Annotated in this window: 22 protein-coding genes; 6 read left to right on the top strand and 16 right to left on the bottom strand. The window is 63.9% G+C overall.

What is annotated here, in order from left to right:
- Nucleotides 1-477: 477 nt before the first annotated feature.
- The 4 genes from V5738_RS16390 to V5738_RS16405 all read right to left on the bottom strand — a co-directional run bounded on the left by V5738_RS16390 (nt 478) and on the right by V5738_RS16405 (nt 3,661).
- Nucleotides 478-933 (bottom strand): PaaI family thioesterase, encoded by a 456-nt coding sequence (locus V5738_RS16390; RefSeq protein WP_423821884.1) that lies wholly within the window; start codon nt 931-933, stop codon nt 478-480.
- A gap of 222 nt (nt 934-1,155) precedes the next feature.
- Entirely contained in the window at nt 1,156-2,040 is an 885-nt protein-coding gene (ligD, locus tag V5738_RS16395) for a non-homologous end-joining DNA ligase (RefSeq protein WP_423821885.1), read from the bottom strand.
- A gap of 2 nt (nt 2,041-2,042) precedes the next feature.
- Nucleotides 2,043-3,050, bottom strand: coding sequence for a non-homologous end-joining DNA ligase (ligD, locus tag V5738_RS16400; RefSeq protein WP_423821886.1), 1,008 nt, complete (start codon nt 3,048-3,050; stop codon nt 2,043-2,045).
- Nucleotides 3,047-3,661, bottom strand: a complete 615-nt coding sequence (locus tag V5738_RS16405) for a DNA polymerase ligase N-terminal domain-containing protein (RefSeq protein ID WP_423821887.1) — start codon at nt 3,659-3,661, stop codon at nt 3,047-3,049. Before V5738_RS16405 ends, ligD (V5738_RS16400) begins: the two co-directional genes overlap by 4 nt.
- A gap of 152 nt (nt 3,662-3,813) precedes the next feature.
- Here V5738_RS16405 and V5738_RS16410 point away from each other — a divergent pair, with 152 nt between their 5' ends.
- The gene (locus tag V5738_RS16410; protein WP_423821888.1) at nt 3,814-4,257 is read left to right on the top strand and encodes a nucleoside deaminase; all 444 of its coding nucleotides are present in this window, start codon (nt 3,814-3,816) and stop codon (nt 4,255-4,257) included.
- 46 nt (nt 4,258-4,303) lie between these two features.
- On the opposite strand, the gene V5738_RS16415 is transcribed toward V5738_RS16410, so the two are convergent.
- The 3 genes from V5738_RS16415 to V5738_RS16425 form a co-directional block, all read right to left on the bottom strand.
- Nucleotides 4,304-4,966, bottom strand: a complete 663-nt coding sequence (locus V5738_RS16415) for a dimethylsulfonioproprionate lyase family protein (RefSeq protein ID WP_423821889.1) — start codon at nt 4,964-4,966, stop codon at nt 4,304-4,306.
- Between the two features lie 655 nt (nt 4,967-5,621).
- Nucleotides 5,622-6,458, bottom strand: coding sequence for an HAD-IIB family hydrolase (locus V5738_RS16420; protein ID WP_423821890.1), 837 nt, complete (start codon nt 6,456-6,458; stop codon nt 5,622-5,624).
- A 90-nt stretch (nt 6,459-6,548) separates the two neighbouring features.
- A complete protein-coding gene (locus V5738_RS16425) occupies nt 6,549-8,675 on the bottom strand; it encodes an ATP-dependent helicase (protein ID WP_423821891.1) in 2,127 nt (708 codons plus the stop codon).
- Nucleotides 8,676-8,826: 151 nt separating this feature from the next.
- Between V5738_RS16425 and V5738_RS16430 the strand changes: the two genes are divergently transcribed.
- Nucleotides 8,827-10,017 (top strand): aromatic amino acid transaminase, encoded by a 1,191-nt coding sequence (locus V5738_RS16430; RefSeq protein ID WP_423821892.1) that lies wholly within the window; start codon nt 8,827-8,829, stop codon nt 10,015-10,017.
- A 159-nt stretch (nt 10,018-10,176) separates the two neighbouring features.
- On the opposite strand, the gene V5738_RS16435 is transcribed toward V5738_RS16430, so the two are convergent.
- The 4 genes from V5738_RS16435 to V5738_RS16450 all read right to left on the bottom strand — a co-directional run bounded on the left by V5738_RS16435 (nt 10,177) and on the right by V5738_RS16450 (nt 14,708).
- On the bottom strand, nt 10,177-11,478 hold the full coding sequence (locus V5738_RS16435) for an MFS transporter (RefSeq protein WP_423821893.1): 1,302 nt from the start codon (nt 11,476-11,478) through the stop codon (nt 10,177-10,179).
- 288 nt (nt 11,479-11,766) lie between these two features.
- On the bottom strand, nt 11,767-13,029 hold the full coding sequence (locus V5738_RS16440) for a uracil-xanthine permease family protein (RefSeq protein ID WP_423821894.1): 1,263 nt from the start codon (nt 13,027-13,029) through the stop codon (nt 11,767-11,769).
- A gap of 40 nt (nt 13,030-13,069) precedes the next feature.
- Nucleotides 13,070-13,702: a uracil phosphoribosyltransferase gene (gene upp, locus V5738_RS16445; protein WP_423821895.1), complete on the bottom strand. Its 633-nt coding sequence runs from the start codon at nt 13,700-13,702 to the stop codon at nt 13,070-13,072.
- Between the two features lie 58 nt (nt 13,703-13,760).
- On the bottom strand, nt 13,761-14,708 hold the full coding sequence (locus tag V5738_RS16450) for a LysR substrate-binding domain-containing protein (protein ID WP_423821896.1): 948 nt from the start codon (nt 14,706-14,708) through the stop codon (nt 13,761-13,763).
- Nucleotides 14,709-15,219: 511 nt separating this feature from the next.
- Between V5738_RS16450 and V5738_RS16455 the strand changes: the two genes are divergently transcribed.
- From V5738_RS16455 to V5738_RS16465, 3 genes are all read left to right on the top strand, one after another.
- Nucleotides 15,220-16,167 (top strand): DMT family transporter, encoded by a 948-nt coding sequence (locus tag V5738_RS16455; protein ID WP_423821897.1) that lies wholly within the window; start codon nt 15,220-15,222, stop codon nt 16,165-16,167.
- A 22-nt stretch (nt 16,168-16,189) separates the two neighbouring features.
- A complete protein-coding gene (locus V5738_RS16460) occupies nt 16,190-16,609 on the top strand; it encodes a GFA family protein (protein ID WP_423821898.1) in 420 nt (139 codons plus the stop codon).
- A gap of 190 nt (nt 16,610-16,799) precedes the next feature.
- Nucleotides 16,800-18,314 (top strand): hypothetical protein, encoded by a 1,515-nt coding sequence (locus tag V5738_RS16465; RefSeq protein WP_423821899.1) that lies wholly within the window; start codon nt 16,800-16,802, stop codon nt 18,312-18,314.
- Nucleotides 18,315-18,338: 24 nt separating this feature from the next.
- Here the strand turns inward: V5738_RS16465 and V5738_RS16470 are convergent, their stop codons facing one another.
- The 5 genes from V5738_RS16470 to fdhD all read right to left on the bottom strand — a co-directional run bounded on the left by V5738_RS16470 (nt 18,339) and on the right by fdhD (nt 24,300).
- Nucleotides 18,339-19,361, bottom strand: coding sequence for an NADP-dependent oxidoreductase (locus tag V5738_RS16470; RefSeq protein WP_423821900.1), 1,023 nt, complete (start codon nt 19,359-19,361; stop codon nt 18,339-18,341).
- A 155-nt stretch (nt 19,362-19,516) separates the two neighbouring features.
- Complete coding sequence (locus V5738_RS16475; RefSeq protein ID WP_423821901.1) at nt 19,517-21,706, bottom strand: TRAP transporter permease; 2,190 nt, start codon at nt 21,704-21,706, stop codon at nt 19,517-19,519.
- On the bottom strand, nt 21,703-22,227 hold the full coding sequence (locus tag V5738_RS16480; protein ID WP_423821902.1) for a DUF1850 domain-containing protein: 525 nt from the start codon (nt 22,225-22,227) through the stop codon (nt 21,703-21,705). Before V5738_RS16480 ends, V5738_RS16475 begins: the two co-directional genes overlap by 4 nt.
- A 12-nt stretch (nt 22,228-22,239) precedes the next feature.
- Complete coding sequence (locus V5738_RS16485; protein WP_423821903.1) at nt 22,240-23,316, bottom strand: TAXI family TRAP transporter solute-binding subunit; 1,077 nt, start codon at nt 23,314-23,316, stop codon at nt 22,240-22,242.
- A 129-nt stretch (nt 23,317-23,445) separates the two neighbouring features.
- Nucleotides 23,446-24,300 carry a formate dehydrogenase accessory sulfurtransferase FdhD gene (gene fdhD, locus V5738_RS16490; RefSeq protein WP_423821904.1) on the bottom strand — a complete coding sequence of 285 codons (855 nt, stop codon included), beginning with the start codon at nt 24,298-24,300 and terminating at the stop codon, nt 23,446-23,448.
- 153 nt (nt 24,301-24,453) lie between these two features.
- Here fdhD and V5738_RS16495 point away from each other — a divergent pair, with 153 nt between their 5' ends.
- The gene (locus tag V5738_RS16495) at nt 24,454-25,401 is read left to right on the top strand and encodes an AEC family transporter (protein WP_423821905.1); all 948 of its coding nucleotides are present in this window, start codon (nt 24,454-24,456) and stop codon (nt 25,399-25,401) included.
- Nucleotides 25,402-25,473 lie beyond the last annotated feature (72 nt).

The raw sequence follows: 25,473 nt of genomic DNA on the forward strand, positions 1-25,473 counted from the left end.
ACCACACGCTTCTGTAAATCACGATGAACGGCATCGCCGCGCGACGCGAATCAGCGACAATGCCGGATCGGTATACAACAGCATGGGTGCCGACCGGCCGGGCCGCCCATGCCCGATAACCCGGCGACGCTCTGCGGTATGGCGCGGCTCAGGGCTAGGCGCGTTGAGGTGTCGTGCGAGCGCCGCGTTGCCGCCCCGAATCGTGGCTGGCGAGGCTGCGAGCCCTGTCTTATGGCTTGCCTCGATCAGGGCTCGTCACGCGGCCCGACGCGATTTGGCCGCGTCGAAACAACGGCTGTTGAGCCGGGATCCAGCGTTACCGATCACTGACGCCATGCTCGCGGGCCTCGGCTTGCAGCTCAACAGCCCTTGGCGCGGACGCACACGACACCGCAACCCGCCTAGCACGACGCCATCACTCGCGCCTTGCCGAACCGATGGCCGAGGCCAACGCAGCACGCGCTCGAGCCATCTCCTCTAACGCATGAACCGTGCCTGGAACCGGGCGCTCGCCTTGCCGTCGTCATCACGCAGGCGTTTCCATACGCCGTTGGCCTGCATGAGTCTTCGATCGCCGCTGTCGAGCACGCCTTCAATAAACACCACGCTGCGGGTCACGCGCGTCAGGCGGGCCCGGGCTTCGATCCAGTCGCCGGCCCAGGCGGCCTCCAGGAAATGGGTATCGAGCTGGATGGTCGCCACCGGCTCGCCCTCGAGATGAAGACGCAGGGCATGGCCCATGACCCGATCGGCCAGGGTCATGAGCATGCCGCCCTGGACCGTGCCGCGTTGGTTGCTGTGTTTGTCTTCGGCGGTAAAAGCCAGCACCAGCTGGTCGGCGGCGCGATCTTCCCAGACGGGACCGATCAGACCAAGAAAACCTTCATCGTCATGCAGCTGCCAGTCGGGCGTCTGCGCTGAGTTTTGTGTCATATTGCAGAACTTGTTGCGGATCGAACGAGCATCGGCACTGAAAATACCGGGCGCGCATGAACCATAGCCTGTATAGCGCCCCGTCGTTACGGCCGACCGCAGCGCCGGTCGCCCTAGCCTAGTCTGGCCGGAAGCCAGGGCCATGCGATGGCACGGCTGGCCCGCATGCGTTTTAAACGCCCTGCCCGAGCGAGGCATCCGGCATGGCCGGGCCGCGCTCGACTAGTCGGCTGCGTTCATGCGCTCGAACGCGCGCTGTGCACTCTGGCCGTGTCTTGCGATCTTCGCCCAGGGGCAGTCGCGCTGGGCGAGCCTTCGAAAGATATTGCCGAGATGAAAGCGCTGCGGGCCGATGTCCAGATCGGACAGTTCATCCCATTCTAGCGGCGTGGCGATCGGCGCCCCGGGTTTGGGGCGTACCGAATACGGCGCGATCGCAGTCTGATTGACGGCATTGCGACGAATATCCAGATACAGCCGGCCCTGGCGCCTATTCTTGGCATGTGCGGTGGTGAATTCGTCGGGATGAGCCGAGGCTACGCGTTCGGCGATGGCTGCAGCGAAATCGCGCACGGTTTCAAACTCGGTACTGCGATCCAGCGGTACGGTGACATGCAGCCCCGAGGAGCCGGTGGTCATGACGAACGAGGTCAGATCGACTGCCTCTAGCGCATCGCGCACTGCGCGGGCAGCAGCGATCACCGGGGAAAAATCCTCGGCGTCGTCCGCTGGATCGAGATCGAAGATCAGCCGGTCGGGATGCCCGGGCTTGTCGTAACGGCTCGGCGTGACATGAAAAGCGATCGCCCCCTGGCCCACCAGATAGACCAGCGCATCGGCCGAGTCGACCAGCGGCTGGATCATTTCGCCATCTTCCTTGGCTACAGTCACCCGCGCCAACCAGTCGGGGTAGTGGTCCTCGACCGACTTCTGGATAAAGTGGATACCGTCGATGCCGTCGGGGAAACGATGGAGTGTGACCGGCCGATCCTTGAGATGCGCCAGCATCAGCGGCGCGATCCGCTGGTAATAGTCGGCCAGATCGCCCTTGGTCAGCCCGGCATCCGGAAAGAACAGCTTGTTTCTGCGCTCCAATTCCACGTTCACGACTACACAGCCTCCTTGACGACTTCGCGCGGGTCCTTGTCGTCGCGCTCGCCGAGATAGGCCGGATGTCGCAGCCGGCCTTCGGCGGTCCATTCGGTGAATTCGATTTCGGCCACCCGCTCGGGGGCGACCCAGTGCACACCTCGGTCCTGCGGCGGATCGATAAACGGCGGTGATTTGCGTTCCAGGCCAGAGAGCACCGCGCGTAGACGCGCCAACTCTTGCTCGGTGAAGCCGGTGCCCACTCGGCCGGCATAGCGCAGCCCGTTGTCGTCGTAGTAGCCGACCAACAGGGCGCCGAGGCCGTTGCGTTCACCTTCCGGATCGGTAAAGCCGCCGATCACCAGCTCCTGGCCAACCTGACATTTCAGTTTCAGCCAGCGTTTGGAGCGCCCGCAGCGATAGGCGCTATCGGCCTGTTTGGCGATAATGCCTTCCCAGCCCTTAGCTCGTGCCTCGGACAACAATGCTTCGCCATCGCCGTTGCGATGCGGCGTGAAACGCAGCCGATCGCTAGCATAGTCGAGTACATCGCGTACGATCGTCTTGCGTTCGCGCAGCGGCACCCGGCGCAGATCACAGCCGGCCATCCAGGGCGTATCGAATACATAGAACCAGATCGCAATGCCCGAAGCACGAGCCTGGTCTGGATCGGCCAGGCCGGCGCGCTGCTGCAGCTGAGCAAAGCTGGTCGTATCGCCGGCAAAAGCCACTACCTCACCGTCGAGTACGAACCGCTCGCAGGGCTGGACCGCGAACAGATCGATCAGCTCGGGGAAATGGCCGTTGCGCAGCTTGCCGTTGCGGGTATACAGCTCGACGTGTTCGCCATCGCGAAACACCAGCAGCCGAATACCGTCCAGCTTGCGCTCGAACAGCCAGTCGGGGTGCGAAAACGGCGTATCGTGCAGCGTCGCCAGCATCGGCTCGAAGCTCGTCGGCATGGGCGTTTTCTTCACCTTGGCCCAGGCGTCGGCGCTGATCCGATCCTTGATCCGAATACCGGTCACGCCGAGGCTCCGGCATCGCGCGCGATCTGTTCGGAGCTACGGCCCGACAGCACCGATCTGTCTTCGGTGCTGACCGGATTGCGCCGGGCATCGGCAGCCGGGTCGTCGATCTTGACCAGCAACCACTGACGCTGGCCGCCCTCGCTACGGAAATGAGTCAACGCATAGCCACCGGACAGCTTGTCGCCGTGCAGCATCACGCTGATATGGCCCTCCGCCCAGCAGTCGGCCATCGACTTGGCGATCTGGCCATCGGCGTCGCGCTTGGCGTTGTCATAGGGGCCGATGTCCCAGACCATAACTGTGCCGCCACCGTATTCGCCTTCGGGGATCACGCCCTCGAAATCGGCATAGTCCAACGGATGATCCTCGGTTTCCACAGCCAGGCGCTTGTCGCGTGGATCGGTTGACGGCCCCTTGGGTACTGCCCAGGACTTGAGCACGCCGTCGATCTCGAGCCGGAAATCGTAGTGCAGGCTCGATGCCGAGTGTTTCTGTATCACGAAAATCGGCGGCTGCCCCTCGGGCCGCGGGCTGCGCTCGCCGGCCGGCTCCGGGGTGACATCGGCGCGCCGCTTGTTGCGATAGGTTTGGAGCGGATCATCGGCCATCGGCGTTCTCCGCACGGATGATGCTCTTGTTATAGCCCGAAGCCCGGGGCCCCGTCATCAGCACAATTGCCTAATACCGGGCGCTCAAGCCGGGCATTCGCTTGGCACTTGCCGCTAGACTGGGCCCGACATACCGAGCCCAAACACGCCCCATGAACGACCACGACTATATGCAAGCCGCTCTCGCCGAAGCACGCACCGGACGCGCCGAAGGCGGCATCCCGATCGGCTGTGTACTGGTCCGAGACGGCGCCATCGTCGGTGCCGGCCATAATCGCCGGGTACAAAAAGACAGCGCCGTATTGCACGGCGAAATGGACGCCCTGGAAGCCACTGGCCGCCAGCCCGGCGCTTGGTACAAAGACGTCACGCTCTATACCACGCTCTCGCCCTGTGCCATGTGCAGCGGCGCGATTCTGCTCTACGGCATCCCGCGGGTGGTGATCGGCGAAAACGCGTCGTTCATGGGCGAGGAAGCCCATCTCGCCGAACGCGGGGTCGAGATCAGCGTGCTCGACGACGCCGACTGCCAACAGTTAATGGCCGATTTCATGCGGGAATCGCCCGCGCTCTGGAACGAAGATATCGGCACATAAATCCACAGCCCAGCCACGGCGGCGTTCGCCACCACCGGCGTCGCCGCTAGGCAGACCTGGCCGGAGACGAAAACCGCATACCTGGCGAAGTCAGCCGCTCGGCTGCCCCGGTCCAGGCATAGGCGAGCAGGCACGGTTCCAGTTCGCCGGTGGTGATGCGGTGCTCCTGCTCGGCGCGATTGAGGATCAGCGACCCTGGCGCATAGACCGCGGCATCGTTTTCCGACCAGGCGCCGGCGATCGAGATATAGCTTTCCTCGATGCCCTTGTGGTGGTGCTGGGGATAGGTCGTATTCGGTGCGAACAAGACAAAGCCCAGAATCAACCGGTCGGTTACGATCGGCCCGCGCGGGCCGAGGATTTCACAGTAGGCGTATTTGTCCCGCAGCCCACGGGGCACGCGATCGTAGCCGTATTCCCAGGTCAGCCGATGGGCCACGCGATACAATGCCCGGCTGAACCCGACCAGCGACTGCCGCGACCCGAGATCGATGGCCCGCGGCAGATGCGCCGTCACCGGCTTGTCGGCCGGCTCCCGAGCGATCAGAGCCGGATTCGTTTTGATCACGGCCGACAAAGCATCGCGAACCCGCCGCCGATGCGCCCGGATCGTGCGCGCGCCGCCGCTCGAACCGTGCCGATACAGCGTTTCATACTCGCGCAGCAAATACAGCCAATCCGGTGCGTCAGTCAGCTTTGGCTCAGTCACCAGAATACTCCGTCCATCCTGGCCCGATAACCGCGATCGAGCGGCGACACATACGGCTCGGGCGCGTCGCCAAAAAACACCACCGTATAATGCGCCGTCATCATGTCAGGCACGACATGTATCGCCAAATGGCACGCTGGCAGACCGAATCGGCACGGCTCGGGCATGCCTATCTTGGAAGCGATGCCTTTTCATTGTGACCAAGGCAGGGCTTGCATACGACCACAACGTCAGTCGTCTGCGATTGGTGTTTGCAACCCAGGCTGCGCATCCGCTTAGCACTTGGGCGCCGGCGTTGTCGGATAGCCGCCACGACCTGATCTTCCTCTTGGCTCGCTCACCGGGTTATCGACACGACACCGGACACTTCCTCAAAGCCGCTGCCGCGATCGGTGCAGCGATTCGACAGCCACGCCTGGGCCTGCGGCCGGGTTCGATCACCCGTCTTAGGCCGGACCGGCCCGCCTCGTCCCGCGGCCAATGAAACGGGCCGTCTCGAAGCGAACAGCGACCCGGCGATGTCGCGAGCAGCCAGCCACGGCGCTGCACCAGGACATACCCCCTACGCGCCCACAAATACACCGCGATCGATTGCGCGTTCGGCGCGGGCCAGGCTCGGACCGCCAGCCCCGAGGCCTCGCCAGCCAACCGGCGATTAGCCTCTCTGGCTTGGCGCGCTACTCGCGATCCGACCCAATAGTGCCTCGAGCGCCCCGGAGCCTGGACCTTCCAGACGATGATCGGCGGCAGCGCTGACCCTCTCGTTGGGCTGACCCATGGCATAACCATAGCCGGCATTTTGCAGCATGGTGATATCGGAATCGGCATCGCCGAAGGCTGCCGCCCGGGCCGGCGCGATTCCGAGGTGATCACAGAGTGTCTGCAGGGCATGGCCCTTGGTGGCCGTGGCCAGATGAATATCGTGGCATTCGGTGCCACTCCAGGAAATCACCAGTTCGGGCTGGGCCGCGACTGCGGCCTGGACGCCGGCCAGGCCGTCATGCACCCCGTCGCACATGACCTTAAGCGCCGGCCTCGGCAGCGAGCTGGTCTGCACGCGTTCGGCGCGCAGATCGGGGGTGACATCGATGCCGGCCGCCTCGCGCCCGATGCGGTGGTCGTCACCATAGGCATGCCAGCGATCGCGGGCATAGGCATGAATACAACCGCCGGTATCGACGAACTCGGTCAGCGCAGCGGTCAACGCATCGCCGGGCGTAAACGTTTCCGCGGCCACGATCGCGCCATCGGCCGCGGTCACCAGCGTACCGTTGAAAGCGATCAACGGCATGTCCAGACCGATGGCCTCGGCGATATCCAGCAGCGACGAGCGTTGCCGCGAACTGGCCAGCGCAACCTGGATACCGGCCGCATGCAGACCGCGCAGCGCGTCGATGGTCGGCGCGCCGAGCGGATTGCGGGCATCGACGAGGGTGCCGTCGATATCGAATACGGCAAGATCAATGGACGGCGCCATCGGGGATTCGGGCATGATCGGGCCTTCGCGAGCAGGCTCGCGCTGGAAGTGAGTGCGCGCAATGTAGCGCGCGTATCACTGAACTGCCATGGCCAGGCGACGTCGCTATTGCCAGAGCGCGGCAGCGGCTGCCCCCAGGTCGAGGGTCGCAGCCCTAGCCGCCGCGTGGTCGGCCCAAAGCGAACGTTCGGCCGGCGCATCGACCACCGATTCAAAACAGGCCATAACCGCTGGCGTGAGGAACCGGCTGTTCGCGCCATAGACATGCGCATCGCCCAGGGCGGCCTGCTGGGTCACGTAATAGCGCAGCGGCGAGATCAGCGACAGCTCGTTTTTGGCCCGCGTCATCGCAACATAGAGCAGGCGGCGTTCTTCTTCCAGGCCGGCCTCGGTCTTGGTGGCGAACTCGTTGGGAAAGGTGCCGTCGGCGACGTGCAACACGTACACGGCATCCCATTCCTGGCCCTTGGCGCTGTGCACGGTCGACAGAATCAGATAATCCTCATCGAGCAGCGCATCGTCGTTATGGTCGCCGGTGGCCTGCGGCGGATCGAGGGTGAGCTCGGTCAGAAACGCTGGCGCATCGCCATAGCCCGTGCCGATACGGGCCAGATCGTCGATATCGCCGGCGCGTGCGGTATTCGGGGCTTCGAAGCGGCTATCGAGCTGGGCCTTGTACCATGTCGCAGCCGGGACCAGCGCGGCCGGCCAGGCATTCTCGCCGGCCAGTGCCGCCACCGTTTCGATCATCGTCTGCCAGGCCGCGCGATCAGCCCGTACCGGCCTAAAATCGGCCAGTGCTTCGATCCGGTCGCCGGCGGCTTCCAGGGCTTCGAATGCCTGGCGCGCCGTACCGGGGCCGACGCCAGGCACGATCTGCATCGTGCGCCAGGCCGCGATCTCGTGGCGTGGATTGTCGGCCCAGCGCAGCAGCCCAAGAAAATCTTTCACATGCGCTGCTTCTAAAAACTTCAGCCCGCCATATTTCTTGAACGGCACATTGCGCCGAATCAGCTCGATTTCTAGATCGTTGGCATGATGGCCGTTACGAAACAGCACTGCCTGGCGCTTGAGATCGACGCCGGTCTCGCGCGCCGCGAGCACAGCATCGACCACCCAGCGCGCTTCGGCGGCCGTATCCATGACGGTCACGTGCCGTGGCTTGACGCCGACACCGCGCATGGCCGTGAGCTGTTTGGCATAGGCCCGGCTGGCCTCGCCCATCAATGCGTTCGCAGCATCCAGAATCGACTGGGCCGAGCGATAATTGGCCTCGAGCGTCACCACCTGGGTGCCGCAGTAGGTTTTCGGGAAATTCAAGATATTGTCGACCTCGGCGGCCCGGAAGCCGTAGATCGCCTGGGCATCGTCGCCGACCACGGTCAGCCCGCGGCCGGTCGGCTTCATGGCTTGCAGGATAGCGGCCTGCAAGCCGTTGGTGTCCTGATACTCGTCCACCAGCACATGATCGAAACGAGCGCCGATTTCGTCGGCGAGCGCCCCGTTTTGCATCACCAGATGCCAGTACAGCAGCAGATCGTCGTAATCCAGCGTCGCCCGGTCCTGCTTGCGCGCGGTGTAGTCGGCAAACAACCGCTTGAGATCGTCGTGATGCTCGGCGCACCAGGGAAACCAGCCATCCAGCACTTCGGCCAGCGGTGCCTGGCGATTGACCGTGGCCGAATAGATCGCCAGACAGGTGTCCTTACGTGGAAAGCGCTTGCCGCCGTGGTTCGTGCGTGCAGCGAGCCCGGCATCGTGGCGGGCCAAGTCCAGCAAATCGGCGGCATCGCCACGATCCAGAATCGAGAAGGCTTCATCGAGACCGAGCCGCGGCGCATATTCACGCAACAGCCGTGCGCCGATCGCATGGAAAGTACCCGCCCAAGGCAGCCGTACGCCCTGCCCTTTACGGCCGCGCGCAGCGAGCGCCGATTCACAGATCGCATGCGCCCGGCGCGTCATCTCTTCGGCCGCACGCCGCGAAAACGTCAGCAGCAGGATGCGACGCGGATCCACCCCAGACAGCACCAGATGCGCCGCGCGATGGGACAATGTCTGAGTCTTGCCACTACCGGCCCCGGCCAGAATCAAGAGTGGATCGGCATCCCAGCCGCAGGGCGCGGCCAGGCCGAAGGCCGCCGCCTGGCGCTGGGCCGGGTTGAGTTCGGCCAGATGCGCCTCGGCCTCGGCCGGCGCAGTGCTATCGACAACGGTCGCAGTCATGGCCATAAGCTGCCATAGCTGGTGGGTCAGATCACGACCTACCCGCGGCCCGGCCAATCCGTAGTCGGCACGTCTCGGCAGCGCCGCAGTGAGCGGTTAGACTAAGCGCGCCCGCATCGCGCACCGATGCGGCTCGATGCAACGCAAAGGATAAGCCATGTTCCAATCGATCGAGCGCGTCCCGGGCGACGCTATTCTCGGCCTGATCCAGCAGTTCAAGGACGACCCCAACCCCAACAAGGTGGATCTGGGTGTCGGCGTGTATCGCGACGAGCACGGCAATACGCCGATTCTGCGCGCGGTCAAACAGGCCGAGAAACAGCTTATCGATACCGAGCAGACCAAGGCCTATATCGGCTCGCATGGCGATCCGCAGTATGGCGACTATATTCTGAAGACCGTGTTCGGCGCCGACCACAAGGTGCTGGCCGCCGATCGCGCCAGCGCGACCCAGTCGCCAGGCGGCACCGGCGCGCTGCGCCTGGCTGCGGACTTTATCGCCAGCCAGCTGCCGGGCCATTCGATCTGGCTGAGCGATCCGACCTGGCCGAACCATCTCGGCGTGTTCGGCGCTGCCGGGCTGGATATCCAGCGCTATCCCTATGTCGACGCGCACAACCAGCTCGACTTCGACGGCATGCTGGCCGCCCTGAAAAAGATCCCGGAAGGCGATGTCGTGCTGCTGCATGCCTGCTGCCACAACCCGACCGGTTTCGATCTGAACCACGACCAGTGGCAACAGGTGCTGGCGGTGGTCCAGGAACGCGGCCTGCTGCCGCTGGTCGATTTCGCCTATCAAGGCTTTGGCGACGGCCTGGACGAAGACGCCTATGGCGTACGCCTGCTGGCCGACAACCTCGACGAGATGCTGGTCACCCAGTCCTGCTCCAAGAACTTCGGCCTGTATCGCGAACGGATCGGCTGCTTCATCGCGGTCGCGGCCGACACCGAGCAGAAAGACAATGTCCGGTCGCAGCTGGCGATCACTGCCCGCGAAAACTATTCCAACCCGCCGGCCCACGGTAGCGCGATCGTGTCCACGATCATGAGTTCGGCCGAACTGACCGCGCTCTGGCACCAAGAACTCGACGAAATGCGCAACCGGATCAACGGCTTGCGGCGCAAGTTCGTCGACGGCCTCAAGCCGCACGGCCTGGACCAGCAGTTCGCCTATGTGGCCGAGCAGCGCGGCATGTTCTCCTACACCGGCCTGACCAAGGCCCAGGTCGAAAAGCTGCGCGAAGACTACAGCATTTATATGGTCGCCTCGGGCCGAGCCAACGTGGCGGGCCTGAACGACGACAACATTGACTACGTCTGCAAAGCGATCGCCGACGTGGTCGGCTAGCAAGCCCGACCGCGCCTGCCGGGCAGCAGCTGCCCGATCAGAGACCGGCCCAAATTCGGGCCGGTCTTTTTTTAGGCCGAGCGCACCATCGCGAAAGCCGCGCATGAGTGCCCCTCGCCTGGCAACTCGCGGCCCGTATCGGCCCACGACAGCGCGGGATCAGCGCAGCGGCTCGCGGCTGCGATCGACCATCAACCACAGGGCGATCACGGATACCAGGGCGAGCGCGGCCAGATATAAGCCGGGCGCGCTCTTCAGACCGGTTTCGGAGATCAGCCAGGTCGCCAGCATCGGCGCGGTACCGCCGACGATGCCGTAGCCGAGGTTATAAGCCAGCGAATAGCCGCTCAGCCGATCCTCGGCCGGAAACATTTCTACGAACAGCGCCGGCGCAGCCCCGAGCGGGAACGCGATCAGAATCGACAGACCGGCCTGGGCGATCACCAGCCCGGCGATCCCCTGCCCAGCCAGCGCCATCAGCGGCCAGCCCAGCACCACGGTCGCAGCAAAGATCACCAGCAGCAGTTGACGCCGGCGGACGAGTCGATCCGATAGCCAGCCGGCCAATGGAATCAACGGCATGGCCAGGGCGATACCGGCAAAGTTGATGGCCAGTGTCAGGCTATTATCGATCCCGCCGATGCTGCTGGCATAAGTCGGCAGATAAACCAGCGGCATATAGAAAAACACGCCGTAGCCGCAGGTGAAGGCCACGGCCAACAGCGTGGTTCGCAGATCGCGGGTCAGCGCTTCGCGCAGTGGCGAGTCGCGATCCGGACCGTGCTGGGTTTCGTGGTGCGCCATCTGTGGCACGGGGGCCAGCCGGCGCACATAGATATAAGCGCCCAGACAGAGCACGCCGCCACATAGAAACGGCACCCGCCAGCCCCAAGCTTGGAGCGCGGCCGGCGACAGCCAGCCGTTCATGGCGGCCGCAAACCCAGAGCCGAGCAGCGTACCGGCGAGGCTGCCGAAATTCGCCCAGCTCCCGGTCAGCCCGCGTCGCCCCGGGCGGGCGGTTTCGACCATATAGGTCACCGAGCCGCTGAACTCGCCCCCCACGGACAGGCCTTGCAGAAGCCGCACCCCCACCAGCGCGATCGCAGCGCTGATGCCGATCTGCTCGGTGGTCGGCAAGATGCCGAGCAGAAATGTCGCCAGCCCCATAGTGATGATCGACGTCCGCAGCACGACCTCGCGCCCCAGACGATCCCCGATCACCCCGAACACTACCCCGCCGAGCGGGCGCATGAGAAAACCAACCGCGAACACCCCAAACGTCGCAATCAGGCTGACGATCGGGCTGCTTTCGGGGAAAAACAGCCGGGCGATGACCGGCGCGAAAAAACCATAGAGCCCGAAGTCGTACCACTCCATGACATTGCCGATGGTCCCGCCGACGACGGTTTTCGGGGTATGCGGGTGGCCGTGATAACGCGCCGCAGGTTTTTTCAGTCTCATCAGCCCGGTCGGGTCGGTCTACGAACACCGGGCAATTTATGCCATTAAATCCCAGGGCTATTGATCTTGGTCAAAGCCATTTATCGCGGGCCATGGCAAAGCCAAGCCATCGTAAGATCCTCGACATGTCTAATCGCAGCCGGCGCTTGCCCGGGGCCGGCTGCGATCGCTTGATCGCAGACGCCCCAAAAGTCTACCGGTATTGGACCGGTCGATGGGCCCATGCGCGCCGATCCAGGCCCCGAACTCAACAAGCCCAGCCGGATCGTAAGCTGGCTGTCTGATGCGCTACTCTCTGCGCGAGGAAGACTGCGGCAGCACCAGATTCAGTACCACACCGAGCACGCCGGCCAGGGCGATGCCCTGTAGCGAGAATCGGCCGAAGGAGAACGTCAGCCCACCGATACCGCAGATCAGGATCAGCCCCACGATCGACATATTGCGGGACTCGGTCAGATCCTCGCCGGACTGCATCAGGCTGTTCATGCCGACCACTACGATGGCGCCGAACAACAGCACGATGATGCCGCCCATGACCGGGGTCGGGATACTGGCCAAAAATGCCCCGAGCTTGCCGACGAAGGAAAAGACAATCGCGAAACCCGCGGCCCAGGTCATCAGCGCCGGATTGGTCGCCCCAGTCAGGGTGACCGCTCCGGTGACTTCCGAATAGGTGGTGTTGGGCGGGCCACCAAAACAGGCGGCCAGAGAGGTCGCCAGGCCATCGCCGAGCATGGTGCGATGGATCCCCGGATCGACCAGATAATCGCGGCCGGTGACCGAGCGGATCGCGATGATATCGCCGAAATGCTCGATCGCCGGCGCAATCGCCACCGGCAGCATGAATAAGACCGCCTGCCAATTGAACGCTGGTGCGGTGAAGTCTGGCACGGCCAGCCACGGCGCAGCCGCGATCGGGCCGAAATCGACCAGGCCGAATGGCAGGCTGACCAGATAACCGGTCGTGACGCCGATGATGATCGGCAGCAACGAAACGAACCCGCGCCCGAGCAACGAAGCCGCGAGCGTAGCCGCTAGCGAGGCGCCGGCCACCGTCAATGCCGGCCCGAACGCCACCAGCGTCTGCTCGCCGTCGCTGTTATGGCCGGTGGCCAGATTCACGGCTACCGGCGCCAGTACCAGACCGATGACCATGATCACCGGCCCGGTGACCACCGGCGGCAGAATACGTGAAATCAGCCCCACGCCGCGCCAGGCAATCAATGCCGATAACAACAGATAGACCATGCCGGCGGCCATCAGCCCGCCGAGTGCCGCCGGCACGCCCCAGGTATCGACCGCATAGATAATGGGCGCGATGAAAGCGAACGACGAGGCCAGGAACACCGGCACCCGGCCGCCGGTCACGACCTGGAATACCAGCGTACCGAGGCCCGCAGTGAACAACGCCACACTCGGGTCGAGCCCGGTCAGCAGCGGCACCAATACCAGCGAGCCAAACGCCACGCACAGCATCTGGGCACCCAATAAGCCATCGCGCAGGCGAAACGCGTAATCCTCGGCAGTCGCCGCGCGTCCGGTTTGGCTCATGCTTATTCCTGTATGTCGGGGTCTGAGTGGCCGGTACTGCTTACTTGGTGCCGTACATCCGATCGCCGGCGTCACCCAGCCCCGGCCGGATATAGCCGTGATCATCCAACCGTTCGTCGATGGCCGCGGTATAGATCGGCACGTCCGGGTGCTCGGCGCGCAGTGCTGCCACGCCTTCGGGGGCGGCCAGCAGGCAGAGGAACTTGATATTGCTGGCACCGAGTTTTTTCAGGTGGCCGATCGCAGCCGCCGCCGAATTGCCGGTCGCCAGCATCGGATCGACCACGATCACGCGTCGACCGGCCAGATCATCCGGCATCTTGCAGTAGTACTCGACCGCTTCCAGGGTCTCGGGATCGCGAAACATGCCGATATGACCGACCCGCGCCGAGGGCAGCAGCTCGACCATGCCTTCTAGCAGGCCGTTGCCCGCGCGCAGGATCGATACGAAGCACAGCTTCTTGCCGGCCAGTACCGGCGCGTCCATTGCCTCGAGCGGGGTCTCGATGCGTTCGCTGGTCAATTCCAGATCGCGGGTGATCTCGTAGGTCAGCAGATGGGCGATCTCGCGCAGCAGCGACCGGAATTTCTGGGTCGAGGCGGTGGCCCGCCGCATCAGCGTAAGCTTGTGCTTGATCAGTGGGTGATCGACGACGGTGACGTGCTCGTCCATGGTTCTCCCTGAAAAACCGGTGTGAAGAGTGGCGGGGTCGCTCGCGCTGCCTATGCTACTACGAGCGCCGGGTGCCACCGTAGTCGTCGCTGCCGGGATCGAAGGCCGCTGCCTGCGCGATCAACCAATCACAGAAACGGTGCGCCAGTGCCGGCAGTGCGCCGCGCCGCGGCCGAATCAGCCAGTAATCGAACGGCGATACCAACTTGCAACGCGCGCCGAAGGGCGCGACCAATACCCCGCTGGCTAAGCGATCCGCGACCACGGCTTGGCTGACCAGGGCCACGCCGCGGCCGGCAATGGCCTGGTCCAGGGCCAGGCTGAACAACAAATAGCGCTGCTGTACCGGAGTCGCAACGTCAGCGGCACCGGCTGCATCCAGCCATTCACGCCACCCCGGGAAGGACACATTCGAATCCCCCGGCGGCCATGACACATGCAGCAGCGTATGCGCGGCCAGATCGCCCGGCTGTTCCAGCCTCGGGCCGTTCGTGAGCAGCGACGGCGCACAGACCGGAAACAGCCGGTCGCCCATCAATCGCTGAGCATTCACGCTCGGCGCGGGCGCCGGCCCGAAGCGGATCGCCAGTCGGCTGCGCCGGTTCTGCCATACCGGCTCGATCAACGACTGGCTTGCCTCGATCGCGATCTCGGCGGCCCCGGCATCGAAGTCGGCCAGCCGCGGCATGAGCCAGTGCTGGACGAATGACGGCGGCACGCTGATCGATAACGCCTCGCTGTCGACACATTGGGCCTCGGCGGCCGCCTCCGCCAGCCTCTCCAGATGCCGATCGACGCGGTTCGCCAGGGTCCGTCCGCCGGCATTGAGAGGCACACGGCAGGCATCGCGATCGAACAAGACAAAACCGAGCGCGGCCTCCAGTCGCTTGACCTGGCGGCTGCCCGCCCCATAGACACTGAGCTGGGCGGCGGCCGTCTTGCAACCTCCACGCCGGGCTGCGATGACAACGGCCCGCAGAGCGTTGCGCGGCAGGCGCACGAGCATAACGTGAGTTTTTCGAGGGCACGTCGTCACGAGATACGCCGTCGCATGACGCCCGCCCATCGTGTCCGGCAAGGCGCAGTCTTTGAGCGCAGCAGCCCACGCTCAAGGCCTGCAACGCCGCATGGCGCGATGGGCGGGCGTCCCCACAGCACCGCGGATGCGGCGACGAATCTTGTGACGACCCGCCCTAGGGCCTGCTGCAGTCTCGTACGAGTCCGTGCCAAACGCTGTTTTAAGGCAAGACGAGGCATAGCGCGCGCCGCGCAGTGATTCTGCGCAAGCGTGCTACGACGCTGGATTGCCGTCGTATCTTTAATTGATGGGCACTTGGCCCTTCGAGTTGGGCCGCCCATCGCGCTTTGCGGCGTTACAAGCCTTGATCGTGGCACGCTACGAGCGGCGACTCGCGCCGCGTCAGACACGATGGGCGGTCTTCAACGCGGCGCTCGAACAAAACATCAACACGCCCTAGGCCCAGTGCTTCACTGACACGCCTTCAACGGAGCCTGCCATGCGCCGATCGACTTTGCGTTCTGCCCCTGCCGTACCGCCTTCACAGGCGCTTCGCCAGCCCCTCGATACGCGCGCCGCGGTACTCATGATTCTGTTCTGCCTGGCGATCGGTCTGCAGCAGGTGGCGATCAAGTCGGTGGCCGATTCGATCAGCCCGCTCGCCCAGATCGGTATTCGTTCGTCGATCGCGGCGCTGCTGGTGATCGGCATTGCCCGACTACGGGGCATCGAACTCTGGTCGCCGGGGCAGTTTCTACCGGGGCTGGTGGTCGGAATCGGCTTCACCCTGGAATTCGCCTTCGTGGCGCTCGGGCTGAACTACACCTTTGCCTCGCATATGTCGGTGTTTCTCTACACCGCCCCGGTGTTCGCCGCGATCGGGCTGCATCTGTTCGTGGCCGGCGAACAGCTCGCCGGCCGGCACTGGGCTGGGGTCGGCCTGGCCTTCCTTGGGCTCATCATCGCGCTCGCACCGAATACCGAGGTATCCAGTGACGTGCTGATCGGCGATGCGCTAGGCGTGGCAGCCGGTGCCGCCTGGGCAGCTACGACGCTGGCCCTGCGTAGCAGTGCGCTGTCGGAAGCGCCGCCGCTGCGGGTAGTGGCCTATCAACTGGTCGTGGCCAGCGCCTTGTTGTTGCCGACCGCAGCCGCGTTGGGCGATCTCGCGGCAATCGATATGACCGCCCTGGCCTGGGCGAGTCTGACTTTTCAGTCGCTGATCGTGTCCTGCGGCGCCCTGCTGCTGTGGTTCTGGCTGTTGCGCCGTTATCTGGCCTCTCGGCTCGGCGTATTCGCCTTCCTATCGCCGATTTTCGGCGTCGGCTTCGGCGTGCTATTGATGGGCGACCCGATTTCGATCAACTTCGCGATCGGCGGCCTGGCGATCCTGGCCGGCTTGCTGCTGGTCAACACCCGTAGTCGGGCGCCGGCAGCGCGCCGCTGATCGCCAACCACCGAGGCAGCGGATGAGCACGACTCTTGCGGGCAGCTGTTTCTGCGGCGTAGTGCATTATCGTATTCAGAGCACCGCCGAGCGCTTCTATTACTGCGAATGCGCCCAGTGCCGGAAAATGACCGGCTCGATCGCGGCCACCAATCTACGGCTGGCCCCGGCGCCTATCGAATGGCAATCCGGCGCCAAACATATCCGTGTGTTCCGGGCCGCCGATGGGCGCGACTTCACGCGCTGTTTCTGTACGATCTGCGGCAGCGGCTTGCCCTATCTCAATCGGCCCGGCGATGCGCTGGTGGTACCCGCCGGCTCGCTGGATACGCTGCCGCCGATGGCCGTGGAACGGCGGGTCTTCGCCGCCGAACGCCCCGACTGGGCGTCTTTCGCCTCGCGCCTGCCGGCCCACGTCGGTTTTGCGCCCGCTTCCCACTGATCGAACGTACGCCCAAGCCAACCCTCTGATATTCGACACTCGGCTGGCGACCGATCGCGCGCTGCGGTAAAAAACTCGATAACGGGAATGACAGGCCAAGTCCAGCCTGGACCGCGGGCGAACCGCGCGGTCTTCGCCGGCCTTGGCCTACGTTGTCTGGCAACCGATTCTTCTAGTCGAGGGCAACACCGTGAACGCGACCTCGAGCGGCTACCGATCGTTACTGATCGCCTCCGGCCTGATGCTGCCGGCCTTCGTGCTGCTGATCGCTATCCTGTGGGTCTGCAACGGGCAGCTGATGTACACGCTGGACGATCCCTATATCCATCTGGAGCTGGCCCGGCATCTGCAGCATCTGCATTACGGCATCAACGACGCCGATTATGCCGCGCCCTCCAGCAGTATTCTCTGGCCGTTCCTGCTGACCCCGTTCGCCGGCTGGTCGTATTTCGTAACGCTGCCCCTGATCATCAATCTCGCCTGCCTGTTCGCGACCCTGCTCCTGCTGGTTCGCCTGATGCACGACTTGAGCGTGTTTCAGGCGACTTTAATGGCCACGGTCACGGCGCTGTCGCTGAATCTGTACGGCGTAGTGTTCACCGGCATGGAACACAGCCTGCAGGTCCTGCTGGCGGTCGCCGCTGGCGTGCTGATCAATGCCCACAGCCGTGATCGCCTGGCCCGGGGCGCCACGCTGCTGCTCTATGTCTGCCTGTTGCTATTGCCTTTCGTGCGCTACGAGGGGCTGGCGATCAGCGTTCCGATGCTTGCGTATCTGGCCTGCCATGGCCAGATACGCCGGGCGGCCCTGACGCTGGCCGGGCTGGTGATCGGCCTGGCCGGTTTTTCGTTGTTTTTGCATCAGCTCGGGCTGGGCTATCTGCCCTCCTCGATTCTGGCCAAAAGTCCGCCCGGCGCCTGGACGATCTACAACAACATCAAGACCAATCTCGAGCACTACGGCTGGCTGATCGCCTTTCTGCTGCCGTTTCTGGGCTTGAGCGTCTATCGCGACGACCGGCCGTTGGCCCTGGCCATCGGCGCTGCCGTGCTACTGCAGGGCGTGTTCGGCCAGGTCGGCTGGCTCGGCCGCTACGAGATCTACCTGCTGGCTTTTCTTACCCCGTTTTTGATCGATCGGGTCATCCGAACGCGGCCACAGCTGATCTATGTGTGCGTCCTTGCGCCGCTGGCATTCTTTTCCCTGCTCTGGGTGACCCTGTTCACGCCCTTGGCCGCCTCCAATATCTATAATCAACAGGCGCGGCTGGCCACGATCGCTGCCAAACTCCAGGCTCCGGTGGCCGTCAACGACCTCGGGCTCATATCGTTTCGCACCGATGCTTATGTGCTGGATCTCTGGGGGCTCGGCTCATTGACAGCCCTGCGCGAACGCCAAGCCGAACAGGCCGACGCCGGCTGGATGGATCGCCTGATGCGCCGGCACGGCGTGGAATATGCGTTCATCTATCCCGGCTGGTTCCGCCGGCTGCCGGACAACTTCATCAAGATCGCCGATCTGACCCTAGACGAACTTCGGGTCTCTGCAGCCGGCAGCCAGGTTTCGATCTTTGCACGGGACGAAACGCATGCCGATATCCTGCGTCGGCATCTGAGAGCGTATCTCGCCCACCACCGATCGCCGGATTATGCGATCACCTTCATCGAGGCGCCGCAGACGAATGTCGCCGGCGCCGCGCCATGACCAGCGGGCACCGGCTTTCACGAATCAGACCTTAAGCACCAGCTTGCCGAAGTTCTCGCCGGTATAGAGCATGCGCAGCACTTCGACGAAGCGATCGAAACCGGTTTCGATGTCTTCCTTATGGCTGAGTTTGCCCGAGGCGATCCACTCGGCCATGCTCGGATAGGCTTCGTGGTAGCGATCGATATAGTCGAGGATGATGAAGCCTTCCATGCGCGCCCGATTGACCAGCAGCGACAGATAGTTCTTCGGCGCATAGCCGGTATCGCCGACGTGGCCGGTGACGTTGTACTGCGAGATCGCGCCGCAGATCACGACCCGGGCATGCACGCGCAGATTGGCCAGCGCCGCATCCAGAATTTCGCCGCCGACGTTATCGAAGAACATATCGATACCGTCCGGGCATTCACGCCTGACCGCGTCGTTGATTTCCTCGGCCTTGTAGTCGATGGCGGCATCGAAACCAAGCTCGTCGACCACATAGCGGCATTTTTCCGGTCCGCCGGCGATGCCGATCACCCGCGAAGCCCCTTGCTGCTTGGCGATCTGGCCGACCAACGAACCGACTGCACCGGAGGCCGCCGAGACCAGCACCACATCGCCTTCACTAACCTCACCGACGTCTAGCGTGCCGAAATAGGCGGTCATGCCGGGCATACCGAGCGCGCCGATATAGACCGGCAGATCGACGATCGAGGTATCGACCTTGTTGAGCTGGTCGCCGGAAACCACGGCATGGGTCTGGGCCCCCAGCAGGCCGGTAACGTGATCGCCCTCGGCGAAGTCGTCGTGCCGCGATTCGACCACCGTGCCGGCAGTAAACGCCCGCATCACCTCGCCGATGCCGACCGGCTCGATATAGGATTTGCCGGAACTCATCCAGCCGCGCATGGCCGGATCGAGGGAGATATAGTCGATGCGCACATGCACCTCGCCCTCGCCGACCGGGCCCACGGCTTCCGTGGTCAGGTCGAAGTCCTCGCGCTCGGGCAGGCCCGACGGCCGCCGGGCCAGACGAAACTGGCGGTTCTCGATATCGGTGCTCATGATGTTCTCGTTAATAATGATGACCCGCCGAAGTTATGGGGCTTAGCTGGTATTGACAAGGGTTTCGGCCTGCCCTGCGCTAAAACCGTGCCCGATAATGGTCCAGCGCTGCCCCGCTTATTTCAGAACACCACGACCACAGCAGCCCCTGCCGATCACGACGCATCCGCCCCGGCGGCCGGCTCGGCAGTCTTTGGCCGCGCCATGAATAACAGCACAGCCACCGCCGCACCGACCGCGTCGCTGATCCAGCCGGGAAAGATCAAGGCCAGGGCGCCGACCAGGGCCGCCAGCCGGAACAGGCCGTTGAGCGGCGTCCGTAGATAGCCCTCCACGGCCACGGCCAGCAACAGCACGCCCAGCGCGCCAGTTGCAGCCACGACCAGCACATCCCACCAGCTCGCATCGACCATCAGCATGCTATGGGCGAACACGAACATATACGGCACCACGAAGCCGGCAATCGCCAGCTTCATCGCCTGTACACCGGTCGCGTTCGGCGAACCGCCGGAAATACCGGCCCCGGCATAGGCCGCGAGTGCCACCGGCGGCGTGAGATTGGCGAAGATGCCGAAGTAGAACACGAACATATGGGCGACGAAGACGGCCGTGTCGTTGGACCCCGCCAGCTCTCGGAACAGCGGTAGATTCAACAGAATCGGTGCGGCCATGGTCGAGGTGATGATGTAGCAGGGAATACTCGGCAGGCCCATGCCGAGCACGATCGACGCCCCCATGGTTAGCACCAGTGTGACCAGCAGCCGCACCAGATCGTAGGGGATCGCCTGGCCCATCGAGACCACCCAGTCGGCCGCATCCAGGGCGATGCCGGTCAGCGTGGCCACGCCGACGATAATGCCGACCGCGCCACAGGCGATCGCCACTGGAATCGCATTGCGTACACCCTCGACCATGGCATCGCGGCAGTCACCGATATCCATGACTTCGGATTGTTCGACCGGCAGCCGCGAACGCAGCACATTGATAGCGATCGGGAGCGCGATGACCCCGAATAGCCATAGCCGACTGCTCCGCAGCTCGGGCATGGTCGTGCCATGCAACAAGGCCAGCCACTGCGGCTCGACGATCAACGCAGCGAGTACAACGGCCACGCCGATGACCAGGCGGGTCGTGCCGCAGATCAGCACGGTTGCAGCGATCGACCAGAAGGCCGCAAAAAACGGCGCTCGGCCGTCGAAGATCATCCACAGCAGGATCACCATCGGCAACAACAGATGGCCACGCTTGAGCAGCACTTCGCGGAGCGGTGTGAGCTCCGAACGCGGTATGCCCGATAGGCCGTTGCGCAGTGCCCGCAGATGCACCTGGAACAGAATGCCGAGATAGAACAGCAGCGCCGGGATGATGCCGGCCAGCATCACCTGGGTATAAGGCACCGACAGCACTTCGGCCATGATGAAGGCGGCCGCGCCCATGATCGGCGGCAGAATCTGGCCACCGACGCTGGCTGCAGCCTCAACCGCGCCGGCGAAATTGGCACGATAGCCGGTGCGTTTCATGAGCGGAATCGTGAACGCGCCGGTGGTGACCACGTTGGCGATCGCCGAGCCATTAATCGAGCCCAGAAAACCGCTGGCGATCACCGCGACTTTGGCCGGCCCGCCACGGCTCGGCCCGGCGATCGCCAGGGCCAGATCGTTGAACAGTTGGCCCAGCCCGGATTTGACCAAAAAAGCGCCAAACAGAATGAACAGAATGATATAGCTGGCCGAGACCGCGATCGCCGTACCCAGCAGCCCTTCGGTGATATACACCAGATGCGAGACCACCTGCCGACAGGTCGCCATCACGATCGGCTCGGACAGCACCGAATACAGACTCAACTTGGCGTAAAAGCCATAGGCCAGAAAGATCGAGGCCAGGATCGGCAATCCCCAGCCGGTCACCCGCCGGGCGGCCTCGATCACCAGACCGAGGGCGACCAAGCCGACCACCATATCGATGTCGGTGATACGCCCGGCCGATTCGATCACCCGATGCGAGACCGCGATCATATAGGCACCGACCGCGAACGAGGCAAGCGCGAAGGCCACGTCGATCCACGGCACCCGCTCGCGGGCCGAGGTCCGCATCAGCGGGAACAGCACGAAAGTCAGCCCGAGCAGGGTATAGAGATGGATCGAGCGCTGGACCACATCCACCAGCGGCCCGGCGAAGGAGGTATATAAATGGAACAGCGACAGCGCGACCGACAGCGTCGCGATCCCGACCATCCAGGGCCGGGACAGACCGTCGCGCAGGGTCGATTCGCGGTCGTATTTCTCGAGCGTGTCCTGCATGCCCTGTGGCTGTTCCTCGGTCTCGCCCGACTGCAATTGACTCATCCGTGCTTCACTCCGTCGGCCACACCGCGCCAGAGCGTAGCGGCGCGTGGCCAGATCATGCCGATCAACGAGGCCTGCACGATTCTGAATGTCAGAATCGGCTTGGCCCCATCATAGGACAGACGCTGCCAGGCTCCGTCGCGGTAGCGGAAACGATAGCGTTCAGCGGCTGCCGCCTGTACCGCCAGCGGATCGACATCGCGATCGATGCCCGACATTGCCACCCAGCCGTGTTCGAGCCGGGTGTGCTGGCCGGCATGGGCAGGTACGCCGGCGCCAAAGGTCTTGAAACGGGTCGCGGCGATCTCGATTCGACCGTCGACTACGCGAAAGCACTCAATCCAGTCTTCACGCTCGACCGAGTGCCGCCAACGCAGCGCAAACGTCGTGCCCGGCCCACCTGGATAGACCGCCCGCAGGGTCTGGCCATGCCGGATCTCCAGCCACGGCCGCGGCCAGCTCAGCCAGCCGGCTACGACCAGCACCGCCACGAGCGTGGCGATGCCGCACCAGCCGGCCATAGGCCGCACCGGCTATGAGGCGTCGCTATCGCCAGCCTCAGCGTCCGCCTTGTCATCGCTCGACTGCCCCTGAGAGGCGCCCTGATCCAGCGTCTGGTAGAAGGCCTTGGCGCCCGGATGCACCGGCAGCACCAGATTCTGGTTCATCTTGTTGCGATCGAACTGCTTGAGCGCGGCCACCGACACACTGTCCGAGCCGAGATAGTCGTAGAACCGCTGGGCTAGATCCTGGGCCACGGCCTTGTCCATCGAGGCCGGCACGATCAGCAGGTTACGAATCGAGACCGTATGCACGCCCGAATCCAGATCGTAGGCATTGTCCTTATGCGCCGGGATATCGTAGCGCTCGTAGTAGGGATATTTGTCGAGCAACGTATTGGCGGTCTCGCCGGTGACGTTGACGAAATGCACCTGGGTATTCTGGCGCAGGCCGGTAATCGAGGAATTGGGCACGCCGGAGGTGAAAAATGCCGCGTCCAGATTGCCGTTGCTCATGTCGGTAACCGAATCGGCATAGCCGGTATGCGAGACCTTGGACAGATCGCCGTATTTCAGTCCGGCGGCTTCCAGTACCTTCTTGGCACTGGCTTCGACCCCGGAGCCGACCTTGCCGACGCCGACGCGCTTGCCCTTCAAATCGGCCACGCTGTCGATCTTGGAGCCGTTGAGCGCCACGATCTGGACCACATTGGGATACAGGCCGGCCAGCGCATCGATCTTGGCCTTGCGGCCTTCGAACTGCTTGTTGCCGTGCACGGCGTCGTAGGCAACATCCGACATCACGATCGCGATCTGGTTGGTGCCGTCCATGATGTTGTTGATGTTCTGAACCGAGGCGCCGGTCGAGACCACCTGGACGTTGCCGATCTGGTCACTTTTTTCGAATACGCCCTTGAGCGCGCCGCCGATCGGGTAATAGCTGCCGGAGGTGCCACCGGTGCCAAAGATCAGGTTGGTGGGCTGCGCCGACTGGTCGCCGCCGGAGCCGCTCGAGGCCTGGCTCTGATCGTCGCTGCCCGATTGGCCGCAGCCGGCCAGGGTCATCGCCAGTGCCAGCGCACCGGCAGCCCAGATTGTCGAATATTTCATGTTTCCCCCATAGCAATGGTCGAACGACGCGCCCTGCAGGCGGCCCGTGAATGACGCCGAGAATCAGGCCTGGTTCGACTAGCGTCAATTCGGCATAGGTCGAGTCCTGCCGCGAACCCGGCTGAACGCTCAGGTTGCACCGGCAATACGGTGCACACCGGTATACACATTGAAACGGGTCCCGCGCAAAAACCCGACCAGGGTGATAGAAAAACGCGCTGCCAGTTCCACAGCAAAACTGCTGGGGGCCGAAATCGCGCAGACCACGGGCACGCCGGCGGCCGCACTTTTCTGCAGCAGTTCGAAACTGGCCCGCCCGGACAGCATGACTGCCGTAGCCGACAGTGGCAGGCGCTCGTCGAGCAGGGCACGGCCGATCAGCTTGTCGACCGCGTTGTGCCGGCCGACGTCTTCGCGCAGATCGATCAGCTCGCCGCCGATGTCGAACAGCCCGGCTGCGTGTAGACCGCCGGTTGCCTCGAATACAGCCTGACCCGCCCGCAGCCGCTCCGGCAACGACAACAGCCAATCCGGCGTGATCAGCCAATCGTCGGCCGGCGCCCGCCGCTCGGCCTGTGGGGTTCGGAAGCTGGGCTTACCGCAGACCCCGCAGGCGCTGGTCGCCAGGGTGTTGCGTTCGATACGATCCAGGCGCTGGCGGGCCTCGGGCTTGAGCATCACCCGCACGACATCCGGTTCGTCGGGGCTGTGCTTAAGGTAAACGATATCCGCTGCCTGTTGGACTACGCCTTCACCGTGCAGCAGACCGGCCGCCAGCTCCCGGTCATGGCCTGGCGTGCGCATGGTGATTAGCGGTTCGGCGCCGGCCACATGGACTTCCAGCGCCTGCTCCACGGCCAGCGTGTCATCCGCCTGCTGCCAGACACCATCGCGATAGCTGGCGATCGGGATACGGCGCCGGGCTGGGCTGTCGTTCCCGGCGACGCCGGCCGGCGACAGGCTATGGTCGGTGGATTCGGTCATCAGACAGCGCGGCTCGAAAAGCGTACGACTGCCATGATACGGCGCAGCCCGCAGCGTGTGCAGCGCAGCCGCCGGCCTGTGCACGCCGGCACGGGTCTATACTGGCGGCCCATTCGGCTTCGGGCCGACCATTTTTTCGACTGCGGCCAGTCCATGAATCTCAGTGCGATCTTCATCCAAACGCTGAATACGACCCTGCCGGTTTTTGCACTCGTGTTCGTCGGCATCGCCATGCGCCGTGCGGGCTGGGTCGACGATCGCTTCGTCTCGGCAGCTTCGAAGATCGTGTTCAAGGGCAGCATGCCAGCGCTGATCTTCGTATCCATCGTCGGCGCCGATCTCAGCGAGGCGATCCGCCCCGGCATGCTCGCCTATTTCGGCCTCGGCACGCTGGTCAGCTTCATCGTGATCTGGGCCTGGGCGATCTGGCGGGTGCCCCACCACCAGCGCGGCGTCTATACCCAGGGCGCATTTCGCGGCAACTGCGGCATCATGGGGCTGGCTCTGGCCCAGAATATGTATGGCGATTTTGGCCTATCCGCCGGCAGCGTACTGGTCGGCGAAGTCATCCTCATCTACAACGTGCTCGCCGTGATCGTTTTGACCTGGTACCAGCCCGGCGAGAGCGCAGACTGGCGTTCGATTAGCCGCGGCGTGATCACCAATCCGCTGATCGTGGCCACCCTGGCCTCGATCGCGGTGGCCGCCAGCGGCCTGCCGATGCCCGCCTGGCTGATGACCAGCGGCGATTACTTCGCCCAGCTCACCCTGCCCCTGGCCTTGATCTGTATCGGCGGGGCCCTGTCGGTACGCGCGCTCTACGAAGCCCGCGGCGTGGCTCTATCGGCCAGCGTAATCAAGATGACCATTGTTCCGGGCGTTGCCGTAGTCGGCGGCTGGCTGCTGGGCTTCGCCCCGCGCGAACTCGGTCTGATGTTTCTCTACTTTGCCTGCCCGACCGCGGCTGCCAGCTTCATCATGGTCGAAGCCATGGGCGGCGATGCCAAACTGGCGGCCAATATCGTGGCGCTGACCACCCTGATGGCGAGCCTGACCATGACCGCCGGGGTGTTCGTGCTCAAGGCGACCGGGGTGATTTAAACCGCCCCGGCCTGAATCCGCCATATCGCCGCTATTGCCTACCACTGCCTAAAAACTCAAATACCATGGGCA

The organism is Salinisphaera sp. SPP-AMP-43, from assembly GCF_049568105.1.
GTDB lineage: Bacteria > Pseudomonadota > Gammaproteobacteria > Nevskiales > Salinisphaeraceae > Salinisphaera.

Coding starts and splice junctions, on each gene's coding strand:
- V5738_RS16390 (WP_423821884.1), bottom strand. CDS start 933: ATGACACAAAACTCAGCGCAGACGCCCGACTGGCAGCTGCATGACGAT.
- V5738_RS16405 (WP_423821887.1), bottom strand. CDS start 3,661: ATGGCCGATGATCCGCTCCAAACCTATCGCAACAAGCGGCGCGCCGAT.
- V5738_RS16410 (WP_423821888.1), top strand. CDS start 3,814: ATGAACGACCACGACTATATGCAAGCCGCTCTCGCCGAAGCACGCACC.
- V5738_RS16420 (WP_423821890.1), bottom strand. CDS start 6,458: ATGCCCGAATCCCCGATGGCGCCGTCCATTGATCTTGCCGTATTCGAT.
- V5738_RS16425 (WP_423821891.1), bottom strand. CDS start 8,675: ATGGCCATGACTGCGACCGTTGTCGATAGCACTGCGCCGGCCGAGGCC.
- V5738_RS16430 (WP_423821892.1), top strand. CDS start 8,827: ATGTTCCAATCGATCGAGCGCGTCCCGGGCGACGCTATTCTCGGCCTG.
- V5738_RS16435 (WP_423821893.1), bottom strand. CDS start 11,478: ATGAGACTGAAAAAACCTGCGGCGCGTTATCACGGCCACCCGCATACC.
- V5738_RS16440 (WP_423821894.1), bottom strand. CDS start 13,029: ATGAGCCAAACCGGACGCGCGGCGACTGCCGAGGATTACGCGTTTCGC.
- upp (WP_423821895.1), bottom strand. CDS start 13,702: ATGGACGAGCACGTCACCGTCGTCGATCACCCACTGATCAAGCACAAG.
- V5738_RS16450 (WP_423821896.1), bottom strand. CDS start 14,708: ATGCTCGTGCGCCTGCCGCGCAACGCTCTGCGGGCCGTTGTCATCGCA.
- V5738_RS16455 (WP_423821897.1), top strand. CDS start 15,220: ATGCGCCGATCGACTTTGCGTTCTGCCCCTGCCGTACCGCCTTCACAG.
- V5738_RS16460 (WP_423821898.1), top strand. CDS start 16,190: ATGAGCACGACTCTTGCGGGCAGCTGTTTCTGCGGCGTAGTGCATTAT.
- V5738_RS16470 (WP_423821900.1), bottom strand. CDS start 19,361: ATGAGCACCGATATCGAGAACCGCCAGTTTCGTCTGGCCCGGCGGCCG.
- V5738_RS16475 (WP_423821901.1), bottom strand. CDS start 21,706: ATGAGTCAATTGCAGTCGGGCGAGACCGAGGAACAGCCACAGGGCATG.
- V5738_RS16480 (WP_423821902.1), bottom strand. CDS start 22,227: ATGGCCGGCTGGTGCGGCATCGCCACGCTCGTGGCGGTGCTGGTCGTA.
- V5738_RS16485 (WP_423821903.1), bottom strand. CDS start 23,316: ATGAAATATTCGACAATCTGGGCTGCCGGTGCGCTGGCACTGGCGATG.
- fdhD (WP_423821904.1), bottom strand. CDS start 24,300: ATGACCGAATCCACCGACCATAGCCTGTCGCCGGCCGGCGTCGCCGGG.
- V5738_RS16495 (WP_423821905.1), top strand. CDS start 24,454: ATGAATCTCAGTGCGATCTTCATCCAAACGCTGAATACGACCCTGCCG.